This is a genomic window from Bacteroides caecigallinarum, from assembly GCF_016901995.1.
Lineage (GTDB): Bacteria > Bacteroidota > Bacteroidia > Bacteroidales > Bacteroidaceae > Phocaeicola > Phocaeicola cellulolyticus.
Genome location: NZ_JACJLE010000018.1, coordinates 1 through 26,797 on the forward strand (window position 1 = coordinate 1; position 26,797 = coordinate 26,797).

23 protein-coding genes are annotated in these 26,797 nt (G+C 45.8%); 21 read left to right on the forward strand and 2 right to left on the reverse strand.

What is annotated here, in order from left to right; all coding sequences use genetic code 11:
- Positions 1-222: 222 nt before the first annotated feature.
- Complete coding sequence (gene dnaA / locus H6A61_RS06335; protein ID WP_204392157.1) at positions 223-1,629, forward strand: chromosomal replication initiator protein DnaA; 1,407 nt, start codon at positions 223-225, stop codon at positions 1,627-1,629.
- 73 nt (positions 1,630-1,702) lie between these two features.
- Here the strand turns inward: dnaA and H6A61_RS06340 are convergent, their stop codons facing one another.
- On the reverse strand, positions 1,703-2,443 hold the full coding sequence (locus tag H6A61_RS06340; RefSeq protein ID WP_154044034.1) for a nitroreductase family protein: 741 nt from the start codon (positions 2,441-2,443) through the stop codon (positions 1,703-1,705).
- 301 nt (positions 2,444-2,744) lie between these two features.
- Between H6A61_RS06340 and H6A61_RS06345 the strand changes: the two genes are divergently transcribed.
- The 16 genes from H6A61_RS06345 to H6A61_RS06420 all read left to right on the forward strand — a co-directional run bounded on the left by H6A61_RS06345 (position 2,745) and on the right by H6A61_RS06420 (position 21,352).
- Positions 2,745-5,297, forward strand: coding sequence for an adenosylcobalamin-dependent ribonucleoside-diphosphate reductase (locus H6A61_RS06345; RefSeq protein ID WP_204392164.1), 2,553 nt, complete (start codon positions 2,745-2,747; stop codon positions 5,295-5,297).
- 88 nt (positions 5,298-5,385) lie between these two features.
- Positions 5,386-5,754, forward strand: a complete 369-nt coding sequence (gene folB, locus H6A61_RS06350; protein ID WP_204392166.1) for a dihydroneopterin aldolase — start codon at positions 5,386-5,388, stop codon at positions 5,752-5,754.
- A 271-nt stretch (positions 5,755-6,025) separates the two neighbouring features.
- The gene (gene trpB / locus H6A61_RS06355) at positions 6,026-7,210 is read left to right on the forward strand and encodes a tryptophan synthase subunit beta (RefSeq protein ID WP_204392167.1); all 1,185 of its coding nucleotides are present in this window, start codon (positions 6,026-6,028) and stop codon (positions 7,208-7,210) included.
- A 52-nt stretch (positions 7,211-7,262) separates the two neighbouring features.
- On the forward strand, positions 7,263-8,669 hold the full coding sequence (locus H6A61_RS06360) for an anthranilate synthase component I family protein (protein ID WP_204392168.1): 1,407 nt from the start codon (positions 7,263-7,265) through the stop codon (positions 8,667-8,669).
- Positions 8,670-8,784: 115 nt separating this feature from the next.
- On the forward strand, positions 8,785-9,348 hold the full coding sequence (locus H6A61_RS06365; protein WP_204392169.1) for an anthranilate synthase component II: 564 nt from the start codon (positions 8,785-8,787) through the stop codon (positions 9,346-9,348).
- A 107-nt stretch (positions 9,349-9,455) separates the two neighbouring features.
- A complete protein-coding gene (trpD, locus tag H6A61_RS06370) occupies positions 9,456-10,451 on the forward strand; it encodes an anthranilate phosphoribosyltransferase (protein ID WP_204392170.1) in 996 nt (331 codons plus the stop codon).
- Positions 10,452-10,464: 13 nt separating this feature from the next.
- A complete protein-coding gene (gene trpC / locus H6A61_RS06375; RefSeq protein ID WP_204392171.1) occupies positions 10,465-11,274 on the forward strand; it encodes an indole-3-glycerol phosphate synthase TrpC in 810 nt (269 codons plus the stop codon).
- 137 nt (positions 11,275-11,411) lie between these two features.
- Positions 11,412-12,023, forward strand: coding sequence for a phosphoribosylanthranilate isomerase (locus H6A61_RS06380; protein ID WP_204392172.1), 612 nt, complete (start codon positions 11,412-11,414; stop codon positions 12,021-12,023).
- A 14-nt stretch (positions 12,024-12,037) separates the two neighbouring features.
- Positions 12,038-12,817 carry a tryptophan synthase subunit alpha gene (gene trpA / locus H6A61_RS06385; RefSeq protein ID WP_204392174.1) on the forward strand — a complete coding sequence of 260 codons (780 nt, stop codon included), beginning with the start codon at positions 12,038-12,040 and terminating at the stop codon, positions 12,815-12,817.
- 381 nt (positions 12,818-13,198) lie between these two features.
- Positions 13,199-13,825, forward strand: coding sequence for a hypothetical protein (locus H6A61_RS06390; RefSeq protein ID WP_204392176.1), 627 nt, complete (start codon positions 13,199-13,201; stop codon positions 13,823-13,825).
- Positions 13,826-13,905: 80 nt separating this feature from the next.
- A complete protein-coding gene (locus tag H6A61_RS06395; protein ID WP_204392178.1) occupies positions 13,906-15,018 on the forward strand; it encodes a DUF3575 domain-containing protein in 1,113 nt (370 codons plus the stop codon).
- Between the two features lie 70 nt (positions 15,019-15,088).
- The gene (locus tag H6A61_RS06400) at positions 15,089-15,976 is read left to right on the forward strand and encodes a FimB/Mfa2 family fimbrial subunit (RefSeq protein WP_204392180.1); all 888 of its coding nucleotides are present in this window, start codon (positions 15,089-15,091) and stop codon (positions 15,974-15,976) included.
- A gap of 20 nt (positions 15,977-15,996) precedes the next feature.
- Positions 15,997-16,887: a fimbrillin family protein gene (locus tag H6A61_RS06405; RefSeq protein ID WP_204392182.1), complete on the forward strand. Its 891-nt coding sequence runs from the start codon at positions 15,997-15,999 to the stop codon at positions 16,885-16,887.
- Between the two features lie 27 nt (positions 16,888-16,914).
- Positions 16,915-18,486, forward strand: coding sequence for a fimbrillin family protein (locus tag H6A61_RS06410; RefSeq protein WP_204392184.1), 1,572 nt, complete (start codon positions 16,915-16,917; stop codon positions 18,484-18,486).
- Between the two features lie 22 nt (positions 18,487-18,508).
- Positions 18,509-20,278, forward strand: a complete 1,770-nt coding sequence (locus tag H6A61_RS06415) for a fimbrillin family protein (RefSeq protein ID WP_204392186.1) — start codon at positions 18,509-18,511, stop codon at positions 20,276-20,278.
- Between the two features lie 195 nt (positions 20,279-20,473).
- Positions 20,474-21,352 carry a hypothetical protein gene (locus tag H6A61_RS06420; protein WP_204392189.1) on the forward strand — a complete coding sequence of 293 codons (879 nt, stop codon included), beginning with the start codon at positions 20,474-20,476 and terminating at the stop codon, positions 21,350-21,352.
- A gap of 86 nt (positions 21,353-21,438) precedes the next feature.
- Here H6A61_RS06420 and H6A61_RS06425 read toward each other — a convergent pair whose 3' ends face one another.
- Positions 21,439-21,801 carry a helix-turn-helix domain-containing protein gene (locus tag H6A61_RS06425; protein ID WP_204392238.1) on the reverse strand — a complete coding sequence of 121 codons (363 nt, stop codon included), beginning with the start codon at positions 21,799-21,801 and terminating at the stop codon, positions 21,439-21,441.
- A gap of 372 nt (positions 21,802-22,173) precedes the next feature.
- Here H6A61_RS06425 and H6A61_RS06430 point away from each other — a divergent pair, with 372 nt between their 5' ends.
- The 4 genes from H6A61_RS06430 (at position 22,174) to H6A61_RS06445 (ending at position 26,786) form a co-directional block, all read left to right on the forward strand.
- Entirely contained in the window at positions 22,174-23,223 is a 1,050-nt protein-coding gene (locus H6A61_RS06430) for an asparaginase (RefSeq protein ID WP_154044051.1), read from the forward strand.
- Positions 23,224-23,325: 102 nt separating this feature from the next.
- Positions 23,326-24,012, forward strand: a complete 687-nt coding sequence (locus H6A61_RS06435) for a response regulator transcription factor (protein ID WP_154044052.1) — start codon at positions 23,326-23,328, stop codon at positions 24,010-24,012.
- A gap of 18 nt (positions 24,013-24,030) precedes the next feature.
- Positions 24,031-25,800, forward strand: coding sequence for a sensor histidine kinase (locus H6A61_RS06440; protein ID WP_204392190.1), 1,770 nt, complete (start codon positions 24,031-24,033; stop codon positions 25,798-25,800).
- Between the two features lie 284 nt (positions 25,801-26,084).
- On the forward strand, positions 26,085-26,786 hold the full coding sequence (locus tag H6A61_RS06445) for an iron-sulfur cluster assembly scaffold protein (RefSeq protein WP_154044054.1): 702 nt from the start codon (positions 26,085-26,087) through the stop codon (positions 26,784-26,786).
- The last annotated feature ends 11 nt before the right edge of the window (positions 26,787-26,797 follow it).

Consider the following 26,797-nt stretch of genomic DNA (forward strand, 5'->3'; position numbering starts at 1 on the left):
ATTTAGAGAATAAACAATCTTCTAATTTTCAAGATATTACAAATACATTGCAATTTTATTCCAACAAAGCTTTATACGAATAAAAAGCAATTGACAATCAAGCACTTATAGTATTTTTCAGAAAAGCAAGAAAAAGTTGATTTGTTTTTCTGAAATTTCATGCCGAAATTTGCACCGTAGATAATTTGCTAAAAAAGAAATTAAGATATTAGATTAAGAAATATGATTGAAGGGAATCAAGCTATTGCATTATGGAACAAATGTCTCATGTTTATAAGAGATAACGTTAATGCAACTGCTTATAAAACATGGTTTGAGCCTATTGTTCCACTTAAATACGACAATAAGGCATTGACTATAGGGGTACCAAGTCCTTTCTTCTATGAATATTTAGAAGAAAAGTATGTAGGTTTACTCCGTGCCGCTATATATAAGGAAATAGGAGAAGGTACGGAACTGATGTACTCCATTCTTACAGACAAAACAAACCAAATAACAGTAAATATAGAGGGAACAAAACGTTCACAGGCTGTACAGCAAAACAATGTGCAGAATGCAAACAAGACTCCAAACCCTCTACAAGCTCAAGTTGTACAGGATTTGGACCCACATTTAAATCCTAACTACAATTTTGACAATTTCATCAAAGGTACTAGCAATGAGTTTTCGAGAACTGTAGCTGAAACAGTTGCACAAAACCCTGCCAGAACTTTTAACCCATTATTTATATATGGTCCTTCAGGAGTTGGCAAGACACATCTTGTCAATGCTATTGGTACGCGTATTAAAGAACTATACCCGGAAAAAAGAGTTTTATATGTATCTGCACATTTGTTCCAGGTGCAATACACAGATTCTGTAAGAACCAATCATTTCAATGATTTTATTACTTTCTATCAAACTATTGACGTACTCATCATTGATGATATACAAGAGTTTGCCGGAGTAACAAAAACTCAGAATACCTTCTTTCATATATTCAATCATCTACACCAAAATGGTAAGCAGCTAATCCTGACATCTGACCGCGCTCCGGTAATGTTACAAGGAATGGAAGACCGATTGCTGACACGTTTCAAATGGGGTTTAGTAGCCGAATTAGAGAAGCCTGATACAGAACTGCGAAAAAATATATTACGTAATAAGATTCGTCGCGACGGTCTTACTATATCAGAATCTGTTATCAGCTACATTGCTGAAAACGTTAATGAAAGCGTTCGTGAACTAGAGGGTATTGTAAACTCATTGTTGGCACAGTCTATACTATTCAAACGTGAAATAGATATTGATTTGACTCAAAGAATAGTAAGAAAGGCTGTAAAATGCGCTGAAGTTAAACCTGTTACTGTTGAAGATATAATCGAAAAGGTATGTGAATACTACAAGGTAGATACTTCAACAATACATACAAAGACAAGAAAAAGAGAAGTCGTTCAGGTTAGACAGGTTGCTATGTATCTTGCCAAGAAACATACAGAAACCTCTTCTTCAAAGATTGGACAGCTTATAGGTAAGAAAGACCATGCAACAGTATTGCACGCATGCAAAATTGTTAAAGATCAGGTTGACGTAGATAAAGCATTCAAAAATGAAATTGACGAAATAGAGGCTAGTATAAGAATGAAATAAACTATTTCAATATAAACATAAAAAATAAAAGACCACAGTAAATGTGGTCTTTATTTTTTATACTAATTCTATGTTACTCAAAAAATCCCTGACGTTTTAACACATTAATCAAGCCTGCTGACATCATTTCATTATCAGCCTTTCGATATCTTATATCTGTAAATATCTGTGCCAAAGTCTCTTTTTTATTAATTTCAATAAAATGCTTGTTTTCTGGAAGTGATTCCTTATAAGCATATATCTCATCTATATCTTCTGGAGTGTACTGTGAATAAACTTCATTATGAATAATACCGTTCAAAGGAAGTCTATCAGGCTGTGAAGGACATTCATCCGGATAACCCACCGTTATAGTTGCTACAGGAACGACCAGCTTAGGTAATTTCAGCAAATCTATTATAGGTTCAGGATTATAAATGGTTGTACCCAAATAACATATTCCCAATCCATTTTCCTCGGCTAGAGTACAAAAATTCTGAGTTACCAACAATGCATCTGAAAGAGCATTTATAAATGAAAGGAAATTGTCATATCCCGGCTCAGCATTCCGCTGCTTACACCACAGGCTAAAGCGATTAAAATCTGCACAGAAAGTCAGAACAACAGGAGCTCCCATCACCATAGGCTGGTTAAAATGCATAGGAGCAAGTTTAGATTTCATTTCATTACTACGAGTTACAACTACACTGTACAACTGCATATTTCCCATTGTAGAGGCTCTGAAAGAATCCTCCAACAGCCCATTCAACAAATCCTCCGGAATATCCTGAGATTTGTATTTACGTATCGTTCTTCTATTCTTTATTGAATCCATATTTATATTTTTTCTTATTTCACAAAGATAATATAAAAAATAAACATTGTATATTTTTTCAAGACTAATATTCTACAAAATAGAAACAAGTTAATCAAAATGGAAAACTTTACAGATATATAAAACATACAACAAACTGAAAATCAACACTATAAGCAATAAAAATGGAAAACTTTCAAAAAGCTGTTGATAACTTTATATATTTTTTCTTTGTCGATTAAAAAAACATTGATAGCTTTGCACCATCAATCATTTCTCTAATATCTACATACAACTGATACAAACTTATTCTTATAATATCGTGGAAAAAAAGGTTTATAGCTACAATGAAGCATACGAAGCTTCATTAGAGTATTTTAATGGAGATGAACTTGCCGCGCGTGTTTGGGTAAACAAATATGCAGTGAAAGATTCATTTGGAAACATCTATGAAAAATCCCCAAGGGACATGCATTGGCGCCTTGCCAATGAAGTTGCCAGAATTGAGGCAAACTATCCTAACAGCATGACTTCACAGGAATTGTTTGACTTGTTCGATCACTTCAAATACATTGTTCCACAGGGTAGCCCGATGACCGGTATCGGTAACGAATATCAGGTCGCTTCCTTATCAAACTGTTTTGTAATCGGACTTGACGGAAAAGCTGACTCATACGGCGCTATTATCCGTATCGACGAAGAGCAGGTGCAGCTTATGAAACGTAGAGGCGGTGTAGGTCACGACTTGTCACATATCCGTCCTAAAGGATCACCTGTAAAGAACTCTGCACTTACATCTACAGGACTGGTTCCTTTCATGGAACGTTACTCAAACTCAACAAGAGAAGTAGCGCAGGACGGACGTAGAGGTGCCCTTATGCTCAGTGTTTCAATCAAGCACCCGGACTCTGAATCTTTCATCGACGCAAAGATGACAGAAGGCAAGGTTACAGGAGCAAATGTTTCTGTAAAACTTGACGACGAGTTCATGCAGGCAGCTGTTGACAACAAGCCATATATACAGAAATTCCCTATAGACTCGGAAAATCCACAGTTCGTAAAAGAAATCAATGCCAATGAATTATGGAGAAAGATTGTACACAACGCATGGAAATCGGCTGAACCGGGCGTCTTGTTCTGGGATACAATTTTGAAAGAATCTGTGCCTGACTGCTATGCCGACCTCGGATTCAGAACCGTATCTACAAACCCTTGCGGTGAAATTCCATTGTGTCCATACGATTCATGCCGACTGCTGGCTATCAATCTTTACTCATACGTTGTAAATCCATTTACAAAGGATGCATACTTTGATTTTGATTTGTTCAAGACACACGTAAGATATGCACAAAGAATAATGGACGATATCATCGACCTCGAACTGGAAAAGATTGGTCTCATCCTTGAAAAGATTGACTCTGACCCGGAAAACGATGAAGTTAAAAATACAGAACGTCATCTTTGGGAAAAGATATACAGAAAGTCTGGTCTTGGAAGACGTACAGGAGTAGGTATTACTGCTGAAGGAGATATGCTGGCTGCTATGGGACTAAGATACGGAACCGAAGAAGCTACAGAATTCTCAGAAAAGGTACACAAGACCATTGCTATCGAAGCATACCGTTCGTCAGTTATTATGGCTAAAGAACGTGGCGCATTCGAAATCTATGACAGCGAAAGAGAAAAGAACAATCCTTTCGTAAACCGTATAAAGGAAGCAGACCCTGCTCTGTACGAAGATATGGTGAGATACGGACGTAGAAACATCGCCTGTCTTACTATTGCTCCTACAGGTACAACAAGTCTTATGACACAGACTACTTCTGGTATAGAACCAGTATTCATGCCTGTGTATAAGAGACGCCGTAAGGTAAATCCTAACGACGAAAACGTAAGAATTGATTTCGTTGATGAGACAGGTGATGCTTTTGAAGAATATATCGTATTCCATCACAAGTTCCTCACTTGGATGAAAATCAACGGTCTGGACACAACAAAGAACTATACTCAAGAAGAAATAGACGAGCTTGTAGCCAAATCACCTTACTATAAAGCTACATCAAATGATGTTGACTGGCTTATGAAGGTTAAGATGCAGGGACGCATCCAGAAATGGGTTGACCACTCAATCAGTGTTACTATCAACCTGCCTAACACTGTTGACGAAGAACTCGTAAACAATCTTTACGTAGAAGCTTGGCGTTCAGGATGCAAGGGATGTACAGTATATCGTGACGGCTCACGTGCCGGAGTCCTTGTTTCAACACAAAAGACAGACAAGGAAGAAAAGCGCAAGGAAGAAGAATGCAGATGCAAACGTCCTGAGGTTGTAGAGGTAAGACCAAAAGTGCTTGAAGCAGACGTGGTACGCTTCCAGAACAACAAAGAGAAATGGGTAGCATTTGTAGGCTTGCTCGACGGACATCCATACGAAATCTTCACCGGTCTTCAGGATGATGAAGAAGGTATAGTGCTTCCTAAATCTGTAACTTGCGGTAAAATCATCAAGAACATTGATGAGAATGGAAACAAGCGCTATGACTTCCAGTTCGAAAACAAACGTGGCTACAAAATGACAGTAGAAGGATTGTCTGAACGTTTCAACAAAGAATACTGGAACTATGCTAAACTTATTTCAGGAGTATTGCGCTGGAGAATGCCAATCGATCAGGTTATCAAACTTGTAGGTTCACTTCAGCTTGACAGCGAAAACATCAACACATGGAAGGTCGGTGTTGAACGTGCCCTGAAGAAATATGTACAGGACGGAACAGAAGCCAAAGGTATGAAATGCCCTAACTGCGGAAACGAAACATTGGTTTATCAGGAAGGCTGTCTTATCTGTACAACTTGCGGTTCTTCAAGATGCGGATAATATACTTAAAACATAAATGACAAACCTAGGCGAAGAATACCTACACAATAACGGAATTCTTCGCCTTTTCTTTTAAACCATAGCATATATGAAAGCCCAATCAATGAACATCATCCTGAATGAGATGAAATTCTACTCTTATCATGGCGTACTTCCACAAGAAAACACCGTTGGTGCAGAGTATAAAGTCAGTCTTGACATAGAAACAGATTTCAGCGAAGCTGCTGCTACAGACAATCTTGAAGGAACAATCAATTATGCAGAGATACATGAGGCTGTAAAGGAAGAAATGAATATACCGGCAAAACTCCTTGAACACCTGGCTTACAGGATATCCAAACGTCTGTTCACTGATTTCCCGACCATCAAAAGCATAGAGATAACCATATTCAAGGAAAATCCGCCAATGGGCGCCGACTGCAAGAATGTCGGAGTCAAAGTGAAATATTTTCAATAAAAAATCAGCCAAATGTTTGGATTATAAAAAATAATACATACATTTGCCGCAGAAACAACAAACAACATAACATTTATGACAAACTCAATGGTAAATACATTCTTCTGGTGGCGCCACTTACAACTCCAAAAGTCGTAAGGGCATCAGTCGCGTGTATATACCAAATTTAAAGATATAAGTAATTTAAAAAAGCAGAGCGGGCTGTCGTACTTTACGGCAGCCCGTTCTGCTTTTTTGCATTTTCAGAAACAATTTAAAAAACAATAACGATATGAAATCTTACCAAGTAAACGAAAAAGGTTATTACGGAGAATTCGGTGGAGCATACATCCCCGAAATACTGCACAGATGTGTAAGCGAACTTCAGGAAGCATATTCAAAGGTGCTTGAAGATGAAGGATTCAAGAAAGAATACGCGCAGTTATTGAAAGACTATGTGGGACGCCCTTCCCCACTCTACCTAGCCAAACGCCTGTCCGAAAAATACGGATGTAAGATTTATCTGAAAAGAGAAGATCTGAACCACACGGGAGCCCACAAAATCAATAATGCCATAGGTCAGGTACTGCTTGCAAAACGTATGGGAAAAACCAGAATCATAGCAGAAACGGGAGCCGGTCAGCATGGTGTGGCTACAGCAACGGTCTGCGCACTGATGGGAATGGAATGTATAGTGTATATGGGAAAAACCGATGTGGAACGCCAGCACGTGAACGTGGAACGAATGAAGATGCTTGGAGCCACAGTCTGCCCGGTAACTTCCGGCAACATGACTCTGAAAGATGCCACAAACGAAGCCATACGCGACTGGTGCTGTCATCCTACTGATACCTATTATGTGATAGGCTCTACAGTAGGCCCTCACCCCTATCCTGATATGGTGGCAAGACTTCAGTCCGTCATCAGCGAAGAAATCAAGAAGCAGCTCATGGAACACGAAGGACGCGATTATCCTGATTATCTGATGGCTTGCATAGGCGGAGGAAGCAATGCAGCAGGGACGATATTCCACTATCTGGACGATGAGAGAGTAAAAATAGTACTTGCCGAAGCAGGCGGACTGGGATTGAACAGCGGTATGTCGGCTGCCACAATCCAACTGGGTAAAATCGGTATCATTCATGGTTTCAAGACTCTGGTAATGCAGGATACTAACGGACAGATTCTCGAACCTTATTCCATCTCTGCCGGTCTGGACTATCCGGGAATAGGTCCTATGCACGCCAATCTTGCCAAAGAACATCGCGCTACAGTATTGGCTATAAACGATGACGAAGCAATCAAGGCTGCTTACGAACTTACACTTCTAGAAGGGATAATACCTGCTCTTGAATCGGCACATGCTTTGGGAGCTTTAGAGAAAATGAACTTCAAGCCTACAGATATTGTTGTACTTACAGTGTCGGGAAGAGGCGACAAGGATATTGAGACTTATTTGAAATATAAGGGTTATTAGTTGTTAGTTGTTAATTATTAATTTTTAATTTTTAATTTTTAATTATCCAAAGATGAATACAAAATACCAATACACCACCATACATAAATCAATACTGGGCGACCTACATACGCCGGTAAGCACATACCTGAAAGTGCGCGACCTTTTCCCTCAGAGTGTACTGATGGAGAGTTCGGACTATCACGGAACAGAGAACAACAAGTCATTCATCGGCCTCAACCCGATAGCAAGCATAAGTGTCAACCATGGGAAAGCCATCGCCACTTACCCCGACGGAACTACAGAAGAAACATCTGTAAAGAATAAGAGAAGCGTGGAAAATGCCATAAATACCTTCCTCGGACATTTCGGGATAGAAGGTGAATACTCGTCATACTGCGGAGTATATGGCTACACCACATTCAATGCCGTCCGCTATTTTGAAAACATAGACGTTCCAGACAGTATAGACGCGAAGAACGACGCACCGGAAATTCTATACATATTATATAAATACCTCATCGTTTTCCACGGATTCAAGAGCGAAATGGTACTGCTAGAACTGCAGTCGCCAGGTGAACCTAGTCATATAGACAAGATAGAAAAAGCCATAAACAACCGCAACTTCACTGCATACGAGTTCAGAACTGTAGGAGAAACCACCAGCACACTGACCGACGACGAACATCGCGATAACATACGCCGCGGAATAAGCCACTGCATGAGAGGCGACGTATTTCAGATAGTCATGTCAAGACGGTTTATACAGAGATACGAAGGCGATGACTTCAAGCTTTACCGTGCCTTGAGAAGCATAAATCCGTCGCCATACCTGTTCTATTTCGATTTCGGCGGATTCAGAATTTTCGGTTCGTCTCCGGAAACTCACTGCAAGATTGAGGATGAAATCGCAAGCATCGACCCGATAGCAGGAACCACCAAAAGGACAGGCAGTAAGGAAGCCGACCGTAAAGCAGCAGAGGCCCTGCTTGCCGACCCAAAGGAGAATGCCGAGCACGTCATGCTGGTAGATCTGGCAAGAAACGACCTTAGCCGCAACTGCCACGATGTGAAAGTTGATTTCTACAAGGAGCCTCAATACTACAGCCACGTGATACACCTCGTGAGCCGTGTGAGCGGAAAAGTAAACACCGGAGCCGACGCTGTAAGTACATTCATCGACACCTTTCCGGCAGGAACACTGAGCGGAGCCCCAAAAGTAATGGCTATGCAGCTTATCAGCAAATACGAACCACACAACCGTGGCGTTTACGGCGGATGCATAGGTTTCATCAGTTTAGATGGAAAAAATATTAATCAGGCCATAACAATACGTACATTTGTAAGCCGCAACAACGAGCTATGGTTTCAGGCAGGAGGCGGCATAGTGGCAAAAAGTAATGTCGAAAACGAACTGCAGGAAGTAAACAACAAACTCGGAGCACTGAGAAAAGCCATTGAACTGGCAGAGAAATTATAATAAGTTGACAAGGCTTCAGTCAACAAGTTAATAGAAAGGCTCTCCATCCGGATGGTAGAAAACCTTGTCAACTCGTCAACTTGTCAACTCGTCACCTTTTTAAATAACATCAAATATGAGAATAGTAATCATAGACAACTACGACTCATTCACATACAACCTCAGCCACCTCGTGAAGGAGCTTGGCGCAGAAGTGACAGTACTCAGAAACGACTGTTTCAGTATGGAAGAACTTGAGGATTTCGACAAGATACTCCTCTCTCCCGGCCCGGGAATACCCGAAGAGGCAGGACTCCTTCTCAACGTGATACGCACCTACTCCGGCCACAAGCCTATCCTCGGTGTATGCCTTGGCGAGCAGGCCATAGGCGAAGTGTTCGGAGGAAAACTGGTAAACCTGAAAGAAGTATATCACGGAATACAAAGTAAAATCCGCATCACAGCCGATGACTATATCTTCAAAGGTCTTCCCGAAGAAATCCCCGTAGGAAGATATCACTCATGGGTTGTAGATAACGATTCTCTCCCCGACTGTCTGGAAGTGACAGCCATCAGTGCGGAAGGCTACATAATGGCAATCCGGCATAAGGAATACGATGTCCGGGGCATTCAGTTCCACCCGGAATCAGTACTTACCCCAGACGGAAAGAAAATGATTGAGAACTGGATTTCCATATAATAAAGGTAACAAGGCTACAGTTACAAGTTGACAAGGTTCTCCATCCGGACGGTAACCTCGTCATCTTGTTAACTTGTCAACTCGTCAACTAAACAAAACATTCAACAATGAAAGAAATACTCAAACGACTATTCAATCATGAGGAACTTACACGCGATGAAGCATGTACGCTCATGAAAAACATAACGGGAGAGAAATACAACAATACCCAGATAGCATCACTCCTCACGGTCTTCCAGATGAGGGGAATAACAGTAGAAGAACTGATAGGTTTCCGCGAAGCACTCCTCAGCACACGTGTCAATATCGATTTGAGCGAATACAGACCGATAGACATTGTAGGCACGGGAGGCGACGGCAAGAACACATTTAATATCTCCACATGTGCCTGCTTCGTAGTGGCAGGAGCCGGATATAAGGTAGCCAAACACGGCAACTACGGCAGTACCTCCGTGAGCGGAGCAAGCAACGTGATGGAGGAACACGGAGTGAAATTCACCAACGACAATTCCCGCCTGAGAAAGTCGATGGAAGAATGCGGAATGGCATATATGCACGCGCCTCTCTTCAATCCGGCCATGAAGGCCGTGGCATCCGTAAGAAAGGAACTCGGAGTAAGAAGCATCTTTAACCTGCTCGGCCCTCTCGTAAATCCCTGCATCCCGGCATACCAGTTGCTCGGAGTGGCCGACCTTACACTGATGCGCCTCTACACCAACACACTGCAACGTCTCGGCATCGGTTTCGCCGTAGTAAACAATCTTGACGGATACGACGAAATATCCCTCACCGACGAGTTCAAGGTTATGACCAACCGCTATGAAACCATCTGCAAACCTTCCGATATAGGTTTCACCATAGCACGCCGCGAAGAACTCTACGGAGGAAACACCATCGACGAGGCAGCAGAAATTTTCGACAATGTGCTGGACAACCGCGCCACAAAGGCACAGACCGAATGCGTACTCATCAACGCATCATTCGCCATACAGGCCATAGAACCGCAACTGCCGATAGAGGAATGTGTAGCCAAGGCACGCGAATCACTCGAAAGCGGACGTGCCATGCAGACTCTCAAAAAATTCATTGAAATAAACCAATAATAACTCCACAAATATGAAAGAAGATATTCTCACACAGATAATAGACAACACGCGCAAAACAATCAACCTGCAGAAGGAATATATAACCATGAAGATGCTCGAAAGAATAGTGTCCATTATCAAATCAAAAAAAAAGTTAAGCCTCAGCCGTTCGATAATGTCATCTTCCACCGGAATAATATCAGAATTCAAACGTCGTTCTCCCTCAAAGGGATGGATAAACCGCAAAGCCGATATCAAGCAGATAACCAGAGAATATGCAAAAGCCGGAGCGGCAGGACTGTCAGTCCTTACAGACAGAAAATTCTTTGGAGGCAAAGAAGGAGACCTCTTCAAAGCCCGCCATGCAGCTCCAACCACCCCTATTCTGAGAAAAGATTTCATCATATCGGAATATCAGATATTGCAGTCCGTAGTCCTTCGGGCTGATGCCATACTGCTGATAGCCGCCGCACTTGAAAAGGACGAATGCAGACACCTCGCAGAAATGGCGCACAGCCTGGGACTCGAAGTTTTATTGGAAATACATTCGGAAGACGAACTGGAATATGTGACGGACTGCATCGACCTCATAGGAGTGAACAACCGGGATCTCGGTAGTTTCCACACAGATGTGGAAAACTCATTCCGCCTTGCCGAAAAACTTCCGAAAGGAATACCGCACATATCGGAAAGCGGAATCTCAGGGGCAGAAACCATCATCAGACTCCGACAGGCAGGCTACAACGGATTCCTCATGGGAGAATCATTCATGAAAACCGCAGAACCGTCCATCGCACTGAAAATACTCATCGAAGAACTGGAAACAGCCCTGAAGCAATAAAAAGCTTAGACGCAATTAGCGTTACACGAACGTGTAACGGGCGGAACACAGACGTGTCACACGCGTAACACGTACGTGTAACGAGAGTGACACGAACGTGTAACACTAAATAAATACTATCATTTAACAATACAATAATGATTATCAAAGTATGTGGCATGAAACATGCCGGAAATATAAGAGCATTGGACAAACTGAAACCGGACATGACAGGTTTCATCTTCCATCCTTCCTCACCGCGTTTCGCAGATGCAGTTCCGGAGTACATGCCGGCTTCATCGCTCCGCGTTGGAGTATTCGTAAACAGCGAAACGGAGTATATATTATATAAGGTAAGAGAGTTCGGTCTCAACCTAGTGCAGCTACACGGAAATGAATCGCCCGAGCAATGCAGAGCCATACGAAGCAAAGGTATAGACATAATAAAAGCCTTCTCTCTAAAAACTGACAATGCCGACACCATAACAGCACCATACGACGGGCTGTGCCGATACTATCTCTTCGATACCCCTTGCGCAGCCTACGGCGGATCGGGCAAGACATTCGACTGGACGCTCACACAAAGCTATCACGGAAATACACCATTCCTGCTCAGCGGTGGAATAAGACCGGAAAGCCTGGAGCAGATTTCATCATTCCGCCATCCGTCGTTCGCCGGAATAGACATCAACAGCGGTTTCGAGACAGCTCCGGGAATAAAAGACATCGAAGCCATCGCCGAATTCATAAAACGATTAAGGACAGAATAAAAACAGATACAACTATGGACAGAATAAACGAACTCTTCAGCAATAAGAAACATGACATTCTTTCAATCTATTTCTGTGCAGGCGCACCTAAAGCCGACAATACAGCAGAAGTGATAACCTCACTCGAAAAGAACGGAGTGGATATGATTGAGATAGGAGTACCTTTCAGCGACCCTCTTGCCGACGGTCCTGTGATTCAGAACGCGTCATGTCAGGCACTACGCAACGGCATGACACTGACCGGACTGTTCGCACAACTTGAAGGCATCCGCAACACAGTGAGCATACCGCTCGTCCTTATGGGCTATCTCAATCCGATAATGCAATACGGAATGGAACAGTTCTTCAGGAGTTGCAGCAGCACAGGCATCGACGGGGCAATCATCCCCGACCTGCCTTTCGATGAGTACATGCAATCAGTTAAGCCAATAGCCGAAAAGTACGGCATCAAAGTGATAATGCTCATCACCCCCGAAACATCGGAAGAAAGAATACGCCTCATCGACGATAATACCGAAGGATTCATCTACATGGTATCGTCGGCAGCCGTAACCGGAGCACAGAAGGACTTTGACGCCCGGAAACAGGAATACTTCAAGAGGATAGAAGGCATGAACCTGCGCAACCCGCGCATGATAGGTTTCGGCATCTCAAACCGCCGTACATACGAGGCGGCGGCAGCACACGCCGCAGGGTGCATCATCGGAAGCCGGTTCGTGACCCTACTCAACGAAGAAAGCGGAAACGCTGAGCGGGCGATAGAACGGCTGAAAATGAATCTGGAAATACAGTAAAAAAATATTTATTTCCCTGATTTATACTTTATTTATCGTCAAAATACGCTATCTTTGCGGCAGTTAATAAATTGAATTAAAATGTATTCCGGTTTGCGGCCCATTTTTGGAAATATAGTAATCTGTTCAGACAATGTTCTGTTGTCTGCCGCATCCTGCATATATTTTCCTTCAAAAAAGTGTGCTGATAATTTGGATATGTGTGAGATTTGTGTAAACACACACACACACACACACACACACATTGCGACCGGCGTATCTTCGCGCGTTAATATACTTATTATCATCAATACATGCAAGGGTGGAAACTCCTTTTTACGGGAGCTTTCCGCCCTTTTCCGTATTCGTATGCCCCGTTAAATCCATTAAAACAAATGTCGTATGAATACAGAAATGACTATCATAGCAAGTATATTCCTGTTGCTGGGCGGACTGGCAGCGTTTCCGTTTACGCTCGATTACAGCAATACTTCATGGATGCCCCGTTGGATGCGTCCTGATGTGGACTACCTGGAACGTCCGTTCCGCTACGACTATCCCGGACGCGGAATGCAAATAATCTTCTCCCTCCTTGTCCTGTTTGTGGGAGCAATGTCACTGCTTACCTTGCTGGACAAGAACCTGTCCCAAACGGTAACTCCCGGACAGTGGTTCGACAGTATGTCACTTGTGCTTCCTGCCTGTCAGGTATCCTGTATCCTGTTCATGCGTCAGGAATACAACGATCCGTTTGAATATGCCGACCGCCTTACCGGATTCAGCATGTGGAAAGTTACAGCGGCTCTATGCCTGATACCTCTTCTGTGGTTGCCATACGTTGCCGGTCTATTGGATTCTTCCATGTACCGTTTTACGGTACTTTCCTATAATTTGCTGGCATACGCCTTTCTCGTTTACGATTATATACGGGTTTATAGAAAACGTTTTGATTATGAATACTGGACACGTACTATAATAATTTTTTCCGTTACGAGTCGCGCGCCCGTTTGGATTTTGAAAGAGATTTGAAAGTAAACATGAAGGACACAGACTGAATAACTGAACTTCAGTATTGTAGATTTAACTAGTAAATTAAACCAAATAAAAATATGAGATGCCTGAAAAAATGGATTTGGACAGTTTTCCTTTCTTTGTTCCTGCTTCCCGCCGGGGCACAGGAACAGGCGGACACGACCTATACTTTCCGTTTCAAGACAGGAAAAGACATGTTCTATGTACCCTGGAACGGTAATGACGGGGAACTTGCGAGGCTGGAAGCCTGTGTAGAGAAGTACAAGACAGAGATACTCGGAGGCCGGATGCCGCTGCATGTGGACGGATACTGCTGTTCGCAACCCACGGAAACGGAAAATCTCGCCATGGCGAGAATCCGCTCGAATAGAGTGAAATCGGAACTTATCGTGCGCCGGGAACTGACGGAAGAATGCTTCGTCACCCGTAACCATGCGGCAGAAGGTGATTTCGTCACCGTGCGCCTGACGGTACCGGTAAAAGAGACAGCCGTAACGGATACGGATGCGAAAGCCCGATGCAAAGCGGAAGCCGAACGATTAGAAGCAGAAAAACGTGCCGAACAGGAACGGCTTGCCGAAGAGCAGCGCAAGGCGGAAGAAGCCCGACTTGCCGCTGAAAAGGCAGAGGCAGAGAAAGCCGCTCAACAAAACACACTTGCCGACACGCCGTCGGAAACCAAAATCACAAATGATTATCATCTCTCCCTGCGTGCCAACCTGTTGCGCTGGGCTACCCTGACACCCGATTTAGGACTTGAATGGCGCATCTGCCCGTCGTGGGGCATTGCCGTAAACGGCTCGTGGACTTCTTGGACGTGGAGCGACAAGGACCGCCGCTATGCACTCTGGGAAGTGGCTCCGGAAGTGCGTTACTACATGGGCGAGAAGAAAGCCTGGTATCTGGGTGCGATGTTCAAGGCCGGACAGTTCAACTACAAGCTCTCCGAAACGGGCAAGCAGGGCGACCTGATGGGTGGCGGCATCACTGCCGGCTATCAGCTGCGGCTGAACAAGGCACTGAATCTTGATTTCAACCTCGGCTTGGGCTACCTGAATGCCGACTATGAGAAATATGAAGTCATCGACGGTGTGCGCGTGCGCCGTGGCAACGAGACAAAGGACTGGTGGGGCCCCATCAATGCCGGTGTGACATTGGTATGGAAAATTGGTGCAAGCCGAGCGCATTAAAGTTTACTTTAGAATGCCGAGGCGCAGCCCGATTTATGTAAGTTGTTCTAAAAACGGAGAATAATCGAATATGAAAGCAAGACAATATATAAATATGATGGGAATGGCAGCCGCCGTGCTGCTCTCTTCCTGCGTGAAGGACACGCTTTATGACACGCCGCATCCCGACTACGGGAAGATTGCGGTGACAGCCGACTGGTCGGCCCGCGGTGAGGGCATCGACATACCTGCCACATGGACGGTCAACATGGGCGACTATACGGGTACGGAGACTTCCGCCACCCATGCCCCCGACCATCTGTTTGCTCCGGGAAGCTACACCCTTGCGGTGTGGAACCCGGCTGAAGGAATCACGGTAAGCGGCACCACCGCCACCGTTGCCGCAGCCACGGGAAACCGGGCAGGCACGGATGCCTTTGTGAACAATACTCCGGGATGGTTCTTCACCTATACGGAACAGTTGAGCATCGAGAAAGACAAGGACTATCCGCTGACCGCCGCGATGAAGCAGCAGGTGCGCGAGCTGACGCTTGTCGTCGAGCCGACGGGTGATGCCGCCGGACGCATCACGGAGATTATTGCCCATCTGACGGGTGCAGCCGGAACACTCGACTTCGCAACCGATACCTACGGAGCCGCTTCGAGCGTCGTACTGCCCTTCACCAAGATAACCGAAGGTGATGATGCCGGCAAGTGGAAAGCCACGGTGCGGCTGCTGGGTGTGACCGGCACGGAACAGTTGCTGACGGGCGAAATCCGCTATGCTGACGGCAACCCGACCCCCACCACGTTGAAAAGCGACCTTACGGAAGCTCTCAAGGAGTTCAACACCGGAAAGGGCGAATCGCTGACCCTCGGCGGAACGCTGGTTGAGACTCCCGAAGGCATGGAAGTGGACGGAGCCGGAATTACCGGCTGGGAAGAAGTGAAAGGTGATGATGTAAATGCCGATTTGTAACTAATAAAATGACAGATATAATGAAGACAAGATTTTTTGCACTTGCGGCGCTCGCCCTCGCACTGGCAGCCTGCAATAACGACAACGAGATTCTGAACAATGACGGTCCCGTGGCCGCCCGGTTTATCGCCGACATCGCCCCCGCCACCCGCGCCAGCGGAACCACATGGGATAACGGAGACCGCATCGGCGTCACCGACATCGGCAACGATACCCGGTACGGCAACGTGCCTTTCATCCTGAAGAACGGGAAATTTGAGGCAGAAGAAAAGGTCATCTATATCGAAGATGTAAAGACCCATACTTTCCGCGCCTACTATCCGTACAACGCAGCGGGAGGCACCCTCGCAGCCACGACCGATGCCACGGCGCAGCAGAACCAGCCTGCCATCGACTTCCTCTTTGCTTCAGGAGCCACGGGAGACAAAAACAGCCCGGAGGTGAGCTTCACCGACAAAACGGCTGAAGGCGGCGCAGACAACTCCTTCCACCACCGCATGAGCCGGATAACCCTTACCTTCGAGGCGGGCGACGACGTGGATTTCAGTGTGGTCAAGCCTGAACGTTACACGCTGGGCGGATTGATACTCACCGGTACGTTCAACACGGCCGACGGCATTGCCACCGCAGACGACGGGGCACAGACCGGAGAACTGACCATGGAGCTGGCCGACGGCAACCTCACGTCATCGGTCATCCTCTTCCCGCAGACAGCTGCATCCCTGCCGTTGACTGTGAATTACAGAAGTCAGAATTATCGTGCCACGCTCACCGTGCCCGAAGGCGCACTGCAGGCGGGCAACAACTATACCTATACCGTCAAGGTACGCAACAAAAACCTTGAAGTCAGCGAAGCCACCATTGCAAAGTGGAACGACGTAGACGGCGGAGAAGTGGGCGCTGACCTGTAAGACATTATTAATTAAGAATGAAGAATTATGAGACATAGATTATTTATCCCCGCAGCCACCGCGCTGCTGTTCGCCCTCGCCGCCTGCACGCAGGACGATCTCGGCGGCGGCACGTTGCCCGAAGGCGAGTATCCATTGGTAATCCGCGCCACCGGCCTGCAAGCCGTGGCAACCCCTGCCTCACGCGCCACCGTGGACGGCGACTGGCAGGGCGTACAGACCGTAGCCCTCAGCGTGGGCGGCACGGTGAAGGAATACGATGTGACGGCATCCGATGCAGACGACTACCGCTCCGCCACCCTGAGCAGCGACACCGACCCCTTCTGGTGGACAAGCCGTGAGGACATCACCGTTTCGGCATGGTGGCCATACGGCACCACGATGCCCGATGTGGTAGTAAAGGCCGACCAAAGCACGAAGGAAGGCTTCGAGGGCAGCGACTTCATCTCCGCCGAAGCCCAGGCAGTGCAGTTCGACAACCCGACGCTTGAGTTCAGCCACCGCACGGCGCGTATAACGCTTCTTCTTAAGCCGGGAGACGGCATCACGAGCGTGACGGGAGCAGATGTTTCCGTGACCGGCCTGGGCACGGATAACGGCAATCCCGCCACTATCAAAACATACGCGCCGGGCAGCGACACCTACGAAGCCCTCACAGCACCGCAGACCGTGAAGGCGAATACCCCGTTCATACAGGTGGATTTAGGCGGAGGCACTTACTATTTCCGTCCGCATAGCGATGTGGTGCTGGCAGCCGGCAGCCGCTACACCTACACCGTCAATGTGAACGCCACCGGCTTGACGCTGGAGGGCTGCACCATCGGCGGCTGGACTGACGGCGGCAGCGAGAGCGGCACGGCAGAGGATTTGGGCTATTTCATACAGGACGACGGCAGCTACACAGTCTACACCGCTAACGGCCTGAAGGAATGGGCAGAGGCTGTGCAGACCGACCCTACCATCAACTGCACCCTCACCGCCGACATTGACCTGACGGGCAAGACATGGACACCGATAGGCAGTGGTTTCAGTTCTAGTACCGGTTATCAAGGCACCTTCGACGGACAGGGACACCGCATCACGGGGCTGGCCATCACTACGGACAATCCGCAGGGTGAGAGTGCTGCGTTGTTCGGCGGTATCGGCGGCAACGGCGAGGTGAAGAACCTGCAACTGGTGGATGTGGACTACGATGTGCAGCAAAACGGTGCGGCCGGCGGCATAGCAAATGCCAACTACGGCACCATTACTGCCTGCTCCGTAAATGGAGATATTACTGCAAATAGCGGTGATGTCGGTGGCATTGCGTCTATCAACCGCGGTAGCATTATTGGCTGTTGGTTCGATGGAAATTTAACAACGAATTATGCTAATGGCGGCATCGCTGCTTACAACTATAGCACCATCACCGCCTGCTTCTATGGCGGAAACGCCGGACATGGAGCAAATAATCAAGGAGGAACGGTAGGTGCCACGAAGGTGAAGGGTACGACCACTTGGCAGGACGCTGTTGGTGGCATGAACGCTGCCCTTACCGACAACGACTACCAGTGGGTACTCGGTACCGACGACCTGCCCGTACTGCAAAAGAAACAATAACGAACCCTAAACAACACGCATCATGAAACGAACAACCATCCATATATCCGCAGCCCTCGCCCTGCTGCTCGGCTTTACTGCCTGCACGCAGGACGAAGCGGGCTTCCTGCCGGAAGGGGCGGAAGGCACACCCGTCGTCTTCACCGCCACGGGGCTGAACCCCGACGCGACAGCCACCGCCGGTACCCGTGCCCCCGTGGACGGCAACTGGGAAGGGGTCTCTTTAGTGGGCGTCCTGATTGGCGGCACGGTGAAGGCATACAATGTGACGCCCTCCACCTCCGACAACACCGGCGCCACGCTGACCTCCGATGACCCGCACTACTGGACCAACCACAATAACATCACCGTCACGGCGTGGTGGCCCTACACCGCTGGCGAGACAACCCCGCCTGCCGTGAAGGTAGCTGCCGACCAAAGTGCCCGGAAAGACTTCGAGGGCAGCGACTTCATCGTAGCCGAGGAACAGACGGTGAGCTACGGCAACCCCACGCTCCGCTTCACCCACCGCACGGCACGGGTGACCGTCGTTCTGACGGACTACACCGAGGGGCTGAAGTCCGTGTCGCTGACGGGCCTCTCCACCGAGAATGGCAACCCGGCTGTAATCGCCCCGCATGACAAGGGCGGCGACACCTACACCGCCCTCGTCGCCCCGCAAAGTGTGGCAACGGGCACGACATTCATTACCTGCAAATTCACCAACGGCAAGGTCTTCGTCTATAAGATGAAGAACGATACCGACTGGCAGGCGGGCGAGGAATATACCTACACCGTCTCCCTCGCTGCGGCAAAAGACCCGGGATACACCATAGAGGGCGACGGCAGCTACACCGTCACCACCGACGACGGGCTGAGAAATGTAGCCAAGCTGGTGAACGAAGAGGGGAAGACCGACATCGACATCACCCTGACCGGCGACATCACCCTGACCGGGGAGTGGACGCCGATAGGAACTGAAAGCCGACCATACACCGGCAACTTCGACGGCGGCGGCCATACCATCACGGGGCTGAAGATTGACCAATCGGGAACGGACAATGTAGGACTGATTGGCTGTCTCGACAGTGGAGGTAAGGTGCAGAACGTGACGCTGACAAATATAAGCGTATCCGGTGCAAACTGCGTCGGCGGCATTGCGGGACAGAACTATGGCACTGTAGAGAATTGCTCGGTCAATGGCACGGTGACAGGTAAGGGGTTCACCGATACCGGCGGCATTGCGGGATCAAACTATGGCACCATCTCCGGCTGCTCGGCGGAAGGGACTGTGATGGGTAGTGTCAATGTCGGCGGAATAGCCGGAGGCAGCTATCTCGGGGTAATCATCGATGGCTGCCATTCTACAGCGGCTGTATCGGGCAGTTTATGTGTCGGCGGCGTGCTGGGCAACCTGGGAAACAATAGCTTCCTCATGGCCTGCTACTCCACGGGCAACGTGACTGTCACGAGTACGGATGGTTCCTTTGTCGGCGGTGTGGTGGGAATTAACTCCCAAGGTACCGTAACCGGCTGCTACCACGCCACGGGCGAAATTACCAGCTTAGGAGGAGGTAGAATCGGCGGCATCGTGGGTGAAAATTACATCGGAACTGTCGCTGCCTGCTACTGGGACAGCAATCTCAGCAGCGGCACCGGTTCTAATAACGGCAAGGATGACACTCATAAGGTGGACGGCACTGACGTTACCTGGCAGACGGCAGTTGTCGCCATGAACACCGCCTTGCAGAGCGCAGGCTCAGGTTGGCACTACGTACTCAACGGAGCGCTGCCGACATTGAAGAAACAGTAAACTGTCGGGCGAGAAAAGTTCCGCCCGTAACGGAAGATAACTGAAGTATAACCCCAATAAAGAAAGGAACTCCCATTCCGGGCGGGAGTATTGTGCCCGGTAACATCATACAGACACCGCAGCCCGCTACCGTAAGGTCAGTGGGCTGCATTTTAATAAGGAGAAAAGAATAATATAAAAAATGAGGTAACCCGCATGAAACAGAAAACAATAGCAACCAGACACCTGCGCACCAAGATAGCGGCAGGATATGTGCTGATACTATTCGTCATTTTCGGCATCGTCTATATTTGGCTCAACGAACAGCACAGACGACAGGAATTAGAGATTACAAGCCAAAAGATAAGATGTTTACGCAAGGACATACACGAGGTATATGTTAAAATGGTGGATTTATCCCTTATTGGTGAGACCGTGCTGGACTGGAATGAGGAAGATATGAATATATACCATAAGAAGCGTCTGGAGGTGGACAGTCTGCTCAGCCTGTTCAAGTCCAGCTATCGCAGCGAACGTATAGACAGCGTCTGCCGGCTGCTGGCTGAAAAGGAAAATCTGCTGAATAAAATCATGCTGGTACTCAACGAACAGGAAGAAATAAAAGACAAAATAGCCCGACGGGTTCCAGTAATAGCCCGCAAGAGTTCGCAGGAAGAGCCCCCAAAAAGAAAACGGACAGGTTTCTTAGGACTGTTCGGAAAAAAGGAAGAAGCGAAACCGACTGTTACGACTTCCATGCTCAATACGCTGAACAGTGACGTGATTACCCTCATAGAAACCGATTTTGAAGCCGGCAAGCCGCTGTTCTATCGAACATCCGGTACAGGCAGCATCACCTTCAGCGCCGAAAGTGCCGCAGGCGTGGAACTGGTAACCACCCCTGCGACAGACAGCTTCATGGTAGGTACGATGAGTGTGGATACACCCACCGCGGGCTACTTCCTAAAGAACGGCAACATCTATCCGATAGCCAATGGAGACAAAGTAAAGGTGAAGTCTTTCCGTGCGTATGTGAAGGGGCAGAATGATGCTTCGCAAGCAAGCGTCATGTCTGTCAATGTGGCAAGACCGTAACAAATCAAACAATGCTTAACCGGCGTTTAAACGGTATTTAAATACTGTTTAAACGCCGGTTAAGTTTATTTAGGCATAATATAGAACTATAATCCTAACATCGCAGATGGCTTGATATTAAGAATCTGGCACAATAATCTGGCAATTCTCAAAGTTGGCTCCGAACGACCGGACACGTAATCGCTGACTCTTGAAGGACTTACTCCTAACTCCGCCGCAAGCTGCTTTTGCGTCATGCCTTTCTCTTCCAGCGAAAGTTCTATCAACTCCGATACCGTAGGTTTATCAATAGGGAAATGTTCTTTCTCGTAAGCAATCACTATATCAGACATCATCGTGAGTTCTATAGCCTTATTATCATTGGCCGGAGTATCATCACCTACCAGAGGAAGAAGTTCCTCGATACGTTCTAACGCAAATTCATATTGTTCCTTAGTAATATTACTCATATTATCCATAAAATTCGTTTTTGTAAAGTTATCAATTATTCTGAAATTCAAAACTATTATACTAAAATATTTTCAAATCCAATATCAGTATTATCGCTTAAATATTACAATACTTACGCGCCAAATACATATTTCAGTTTTTTTATCACATCATCAAGCGTAAAACATATACCCGATTTACCTGTCATTATAAATCAAGGCACAAGTATTTACTTTACAAATAGTAAGAAAACAAGCATGAATACAATCACTCCATACGACTTCCGATTGACAATAGACACAATCCATACACAAATTAAATTGATTAACATTTTTAAATAAGGCATAAAATTCCTACCTTTGCACCATTAATTAAGATACAAAAACCGCATTATGATTAAACCGGATTACCCGTCAGTACTGCTTATATACACAGGAGGTACCATAGGTATGATAGAAAACCCTGAGACAGGGGCACTGGAAGCATTCAATTTTGACCAACTGCAGGAAAACGTTCCTGAACTGAAAAGATTTAACTACCGAATATCATCATATCAGTTTAACCCGCCTATCGACTCATCGGATATGGAGCCTGCATTATGGGCTAAAATGGTGAAAATAATCGACTACAATTATGACAATTTCGACGGCTTCGTGATACTTCACGGAACTGACACCATGGCATATACAGCGTCGGCACTCAGTTTCATGCTTGAAAACCTGAGCAAGCCTGTCATTCTTACCGGTAGCCAGTTGCCTATCGGAGTTCTGCGCACCGACGGTAAGGAAAATCTCATAACATCAATAGAAATTGCCGCCGCAAAACATCCGGACGGAACAGCCGTGGTACCCGAAGTATGTATCTTTTTCGAGAACCATCTGCTGAGGGGTAACCGCACAACAAAAATCAACGCAGAAAATTTCAATGCCTTCCGTTCATACAACTATCCAGCACTTGCCACTGCCGGAATACACATAAAATATGAGTATGACAAGATAAAGAAGGTACAGCCGGGAGTGCCGATGCACCCTCACTATGTGTTCGACACCAACGTTCTGGTATTGACCATATTCCCTGGAATTCAGGAGAAACTGGTACGCACAGTACTCAACACTCCGGGCTTGAAAGCTGTTGTACTGAAAACATACGGTTCTGGAAACGCACCGCAGAAAGAATGGTTCATAAAACTACTGGCAGAAGCGACACGTAACGGAATTGTAATAGTTAATATAACGCAATGTCAGACAGGAATGGTGGAAATGGGACGCTACGAAACCGGACTTCATCTGCTTGATGCCGGAGTAATAAGCGGCTATGACGCTACTGTAGAGAGTGTTTTGACAAAACTCATGTTCCTGCTCGGACACGGACTGACACCGCGTGAAGTAAGAAACGAGATGAGCCGCTCAATAGCCGGAGAATTCACAAAACCGGTGTTGTAACACAATTGTAATATTTATTTCACACATCAGTAATAAAATCGCATCATCTTTGCACCAGAAAATAATATTGAATACATTTGTGAAACAATAAATAAAGGCATTATGAACGATTACAGAATTTTAGTCGTAGATGATGAAGAAGATTTGTGTGAAATCTTGAAATTCAACTTAGAAACCGAAGGCTATCTGGTGGATACGGCCAATTCGGCAGAGGAAGCTTTGAAACTGGACCTGACCCAATATAATGTCCTGCTGCTGGATGTGATGATGGGCGAAATTTCAGGTTTCAGAATGGCAAGTATGATGAAAAAGAACAAGGATACGGCAAATATCCCTATCATTTTCATCACTGCAAAGGACACAGAAAACGACACACTCACAGGATTTAACCTGGGAGCGGACGACTACATATCCAAACCTTTCTCACTGCGAGAAGTACTGGCCAGGGTAAAAGCAGTAATCCGACGTACAGCAAGCGTACAGAACAAGAGTAACGACCAGCTGGTATTCAAGGATCTGGTAGTTGACTCCGGTAAAAAGAAAGTAGTCATACGAGGGGAAGAAATATCACTGACAAAAAAAGAATTTGAAATACTCCTGCTCCTACTGCAAAATCAGGGAAGAGTATTTTCGCGCGAGGACATACTGGCAAAAGTATGGCATGACGAGGTATATGTACTGGACCGCACTATCGACGTAAACATCACACGACTAAGAAAGAAAATAGGAGAATACGGAAAATACATTGTAACACGTCTGGGATATGGATATTGTTTCGAATGTGAATAATTAATTGAAAACGAAGAAATGACAAAGTTTAACATACGTCTCCTCACTTTCAGCCGTAAGTTGTTCTTGTCTGTCATAACTCTGTTCGTAGCATTTGCAGCTTGCTTCATGCTGTTCCAATATCAACGCGAAAAATCATACAAGACAGAACTTCTGAACACCCAATTACAGAACTACAACGAACAGCTGTACAGCTATATGGCTGATGCCGGTTCACTAGACTCGCTGAAAAACTATATCATGACACACATGATTCCGAATCTGCGTGTCACTATAATCACTCCCGAAGGTAAAGTCATATTCGACTCTACAGACAAGAACCTGGAAGAATTCCAGAACCATTCTTCCAGAAAGGAAGTACAGGACGCACTCATGTACGGCAGCGGATATGCCATAAACAGGTTCTCTGAAAGTATTGACGGAGAAGAATTCTTCTACTCTGCAAAATACTTTCCTAAACATCGTATAATCTTACGCTCGGCACTGCCATACAATCTAAGCCTCACCGAACATCTGGAGGCCGACATGGGATATGTGTGGTTTACAATACTCATCTGCATAGTTCTGATGATAATATTCTACAGGTTCACTTGCAAACTGGGAAAATCAATTACAAACCTGCAGCAATTCGCATTGAAAGCCGACAAGAACGAACCTATAGACATGGATATACTGCGTACATTCCCCAAAAATGAGCTGGGAGAAATTTCGCAGCACATAATTACCATCTACAAAAGACTGCACAGAGCCAAAGAAGCACTCTACATAGAAAGAGAAAAGCTTATTTCGCACTTGCAGACATCGCACGAAGGGCTTGGTGTATTTACTAAAGAAAGAAAGGAAATCCTGGTGAACAGCCTGTTCACACAATATATCAATAATATTTCGGACCGTAACCTGAGTTCTACCGACGAGATTTTTACAATACCGGAACTCAAACCGATAATAGAGTTCCTCAACAAAAACGAAGGTAACTACAGTAAGGAAGAGAAAAGAACAGCACTACACCTCAACAAAAATGCGCGAACATTCACCATAGAATGTATAATTTTCCAGGATCTGTCGTTCGAAATATCAATAAACGACATAACACAGGAAGAAGAGCAAGCACGCCTGAAGAGACAGCTCACCCAGAACATCGCACACGAACTGAAAACACCGGTAAGCAGCATACAGGGATATCTGGAAACGATTCTAAGCAATCCGAACATTCCGAAAGAAACAGTCAAGACATTCCTGGAAAGAAGCTATGCACAAAGCAACCGACTTACCACACTGCTGCGCGACATATCCGTACTGACAAGAATGGACGAAGCACCGGAAATGATGGAAAGAGAAGCCGTGAACCTGAGCTTGGTAGTAGAAAACATAATCAATGAGGTTAATCTGGGACTGGAAGAAAAGCATATAAAGGTTATAAATCTGATGCCACAGGCATTGATGATAAATGGTAATCACTCATTGCTATACTCCATATTCAGAAACCTGATGGACAACGCAATAGCATATGCCGGAACAAACATACAGATAACCATCAACTGTTTCCGCCAAGACGATACGTTCTATTATTTCAGTTTCTCTGATTCCGGAGTCGGTGTAGAAGAAGAACATCTTACACGCTTGTTCGAACGTTTCTACAGAGTCGATAAAGGACGTTCAAGAAAACTTGGAGGTACAGGTTTGGGACTTGCGATAGTCAAAAACGCCGTACTCTTCCACGGAGGAACGATATTTGCAAAGAATGCTCCAAACGGGGGACTCGAATTTGTATTTACACTACAAAAATAGGAACTATCAACGGGACTGCCCTGCAAGAAACGGCAGCCCCGTTTCTTTATATATATAATAAGGTAAACATACTATATAGAAATATAAAAAAACATTTTGACAAGTGGAGTTTGCAAAATGACAGAAGCACATGAAAATAATTATAAAATGCAAGAAAAAGTTTGCATCCTAGGGTTGCAAAAAAGAATAAAAGAAGTAAATTTGCGTTCGGAAAAGGCAAGTGTGCCTATCCAAACTTTTACGAAATAACTTATTTTTTTATTATCAATAAAAACGTAAAGAATATGACTTATTCACACGAAGTTGAACACATGTGTGTTGTAAAAAAAGGACCTAATCATGGTCCGGCTCCAATTCCTGAAGAAGGAAAATGGGTTAAATCAAAAGAAATCAAAGACATTTCAGGTTTGACTCACGGTATCGGTTGGTGTGCTCCTCAGCAGGGTGCTTGTAAACTGACTCTTAACGTGAAAGAAGGTATCATCCAGGAAGCATTGGTTGAAACAATCGGTTGCTCTGGTATGACTCACTCTGCAGCTATGGCTTCAGAAATCCTTCCAGGTAAGACAGTTCTTGAAGCATTGAACACTGACTTGGTTTGTGACGCTATCAACACTGCAATGCGCGAATTGTTCTTGCAGATTGTTTACGGACGTACTCAGTCAGCTTTCTCTGAAGGCGGTTTGATGATCGGTGCAGGTCTTGAAGACTTGGGTAAAGGTCTCCGTAGCCAGGTAGGTACATTGTACGGAACATTAGCTAAAGGTCCTCGTTACCTTGAAATGGCTGAAGGATATATCAAGACTATCGCTTTGGATGAAAACGATGAAATCTGCGGATACGAATTCGTTCACCTTGGCAAGTTCATGGATGAAATCAAGAAAGGTACAGACGCTAACGAAGCATTGAAGAAAGTAACAGGTACTTACGGACGCTTCACAGCAGAACAGGGTGCAGTTAAACACATTGATCCACGTCACGAATAATATAAGGAGGA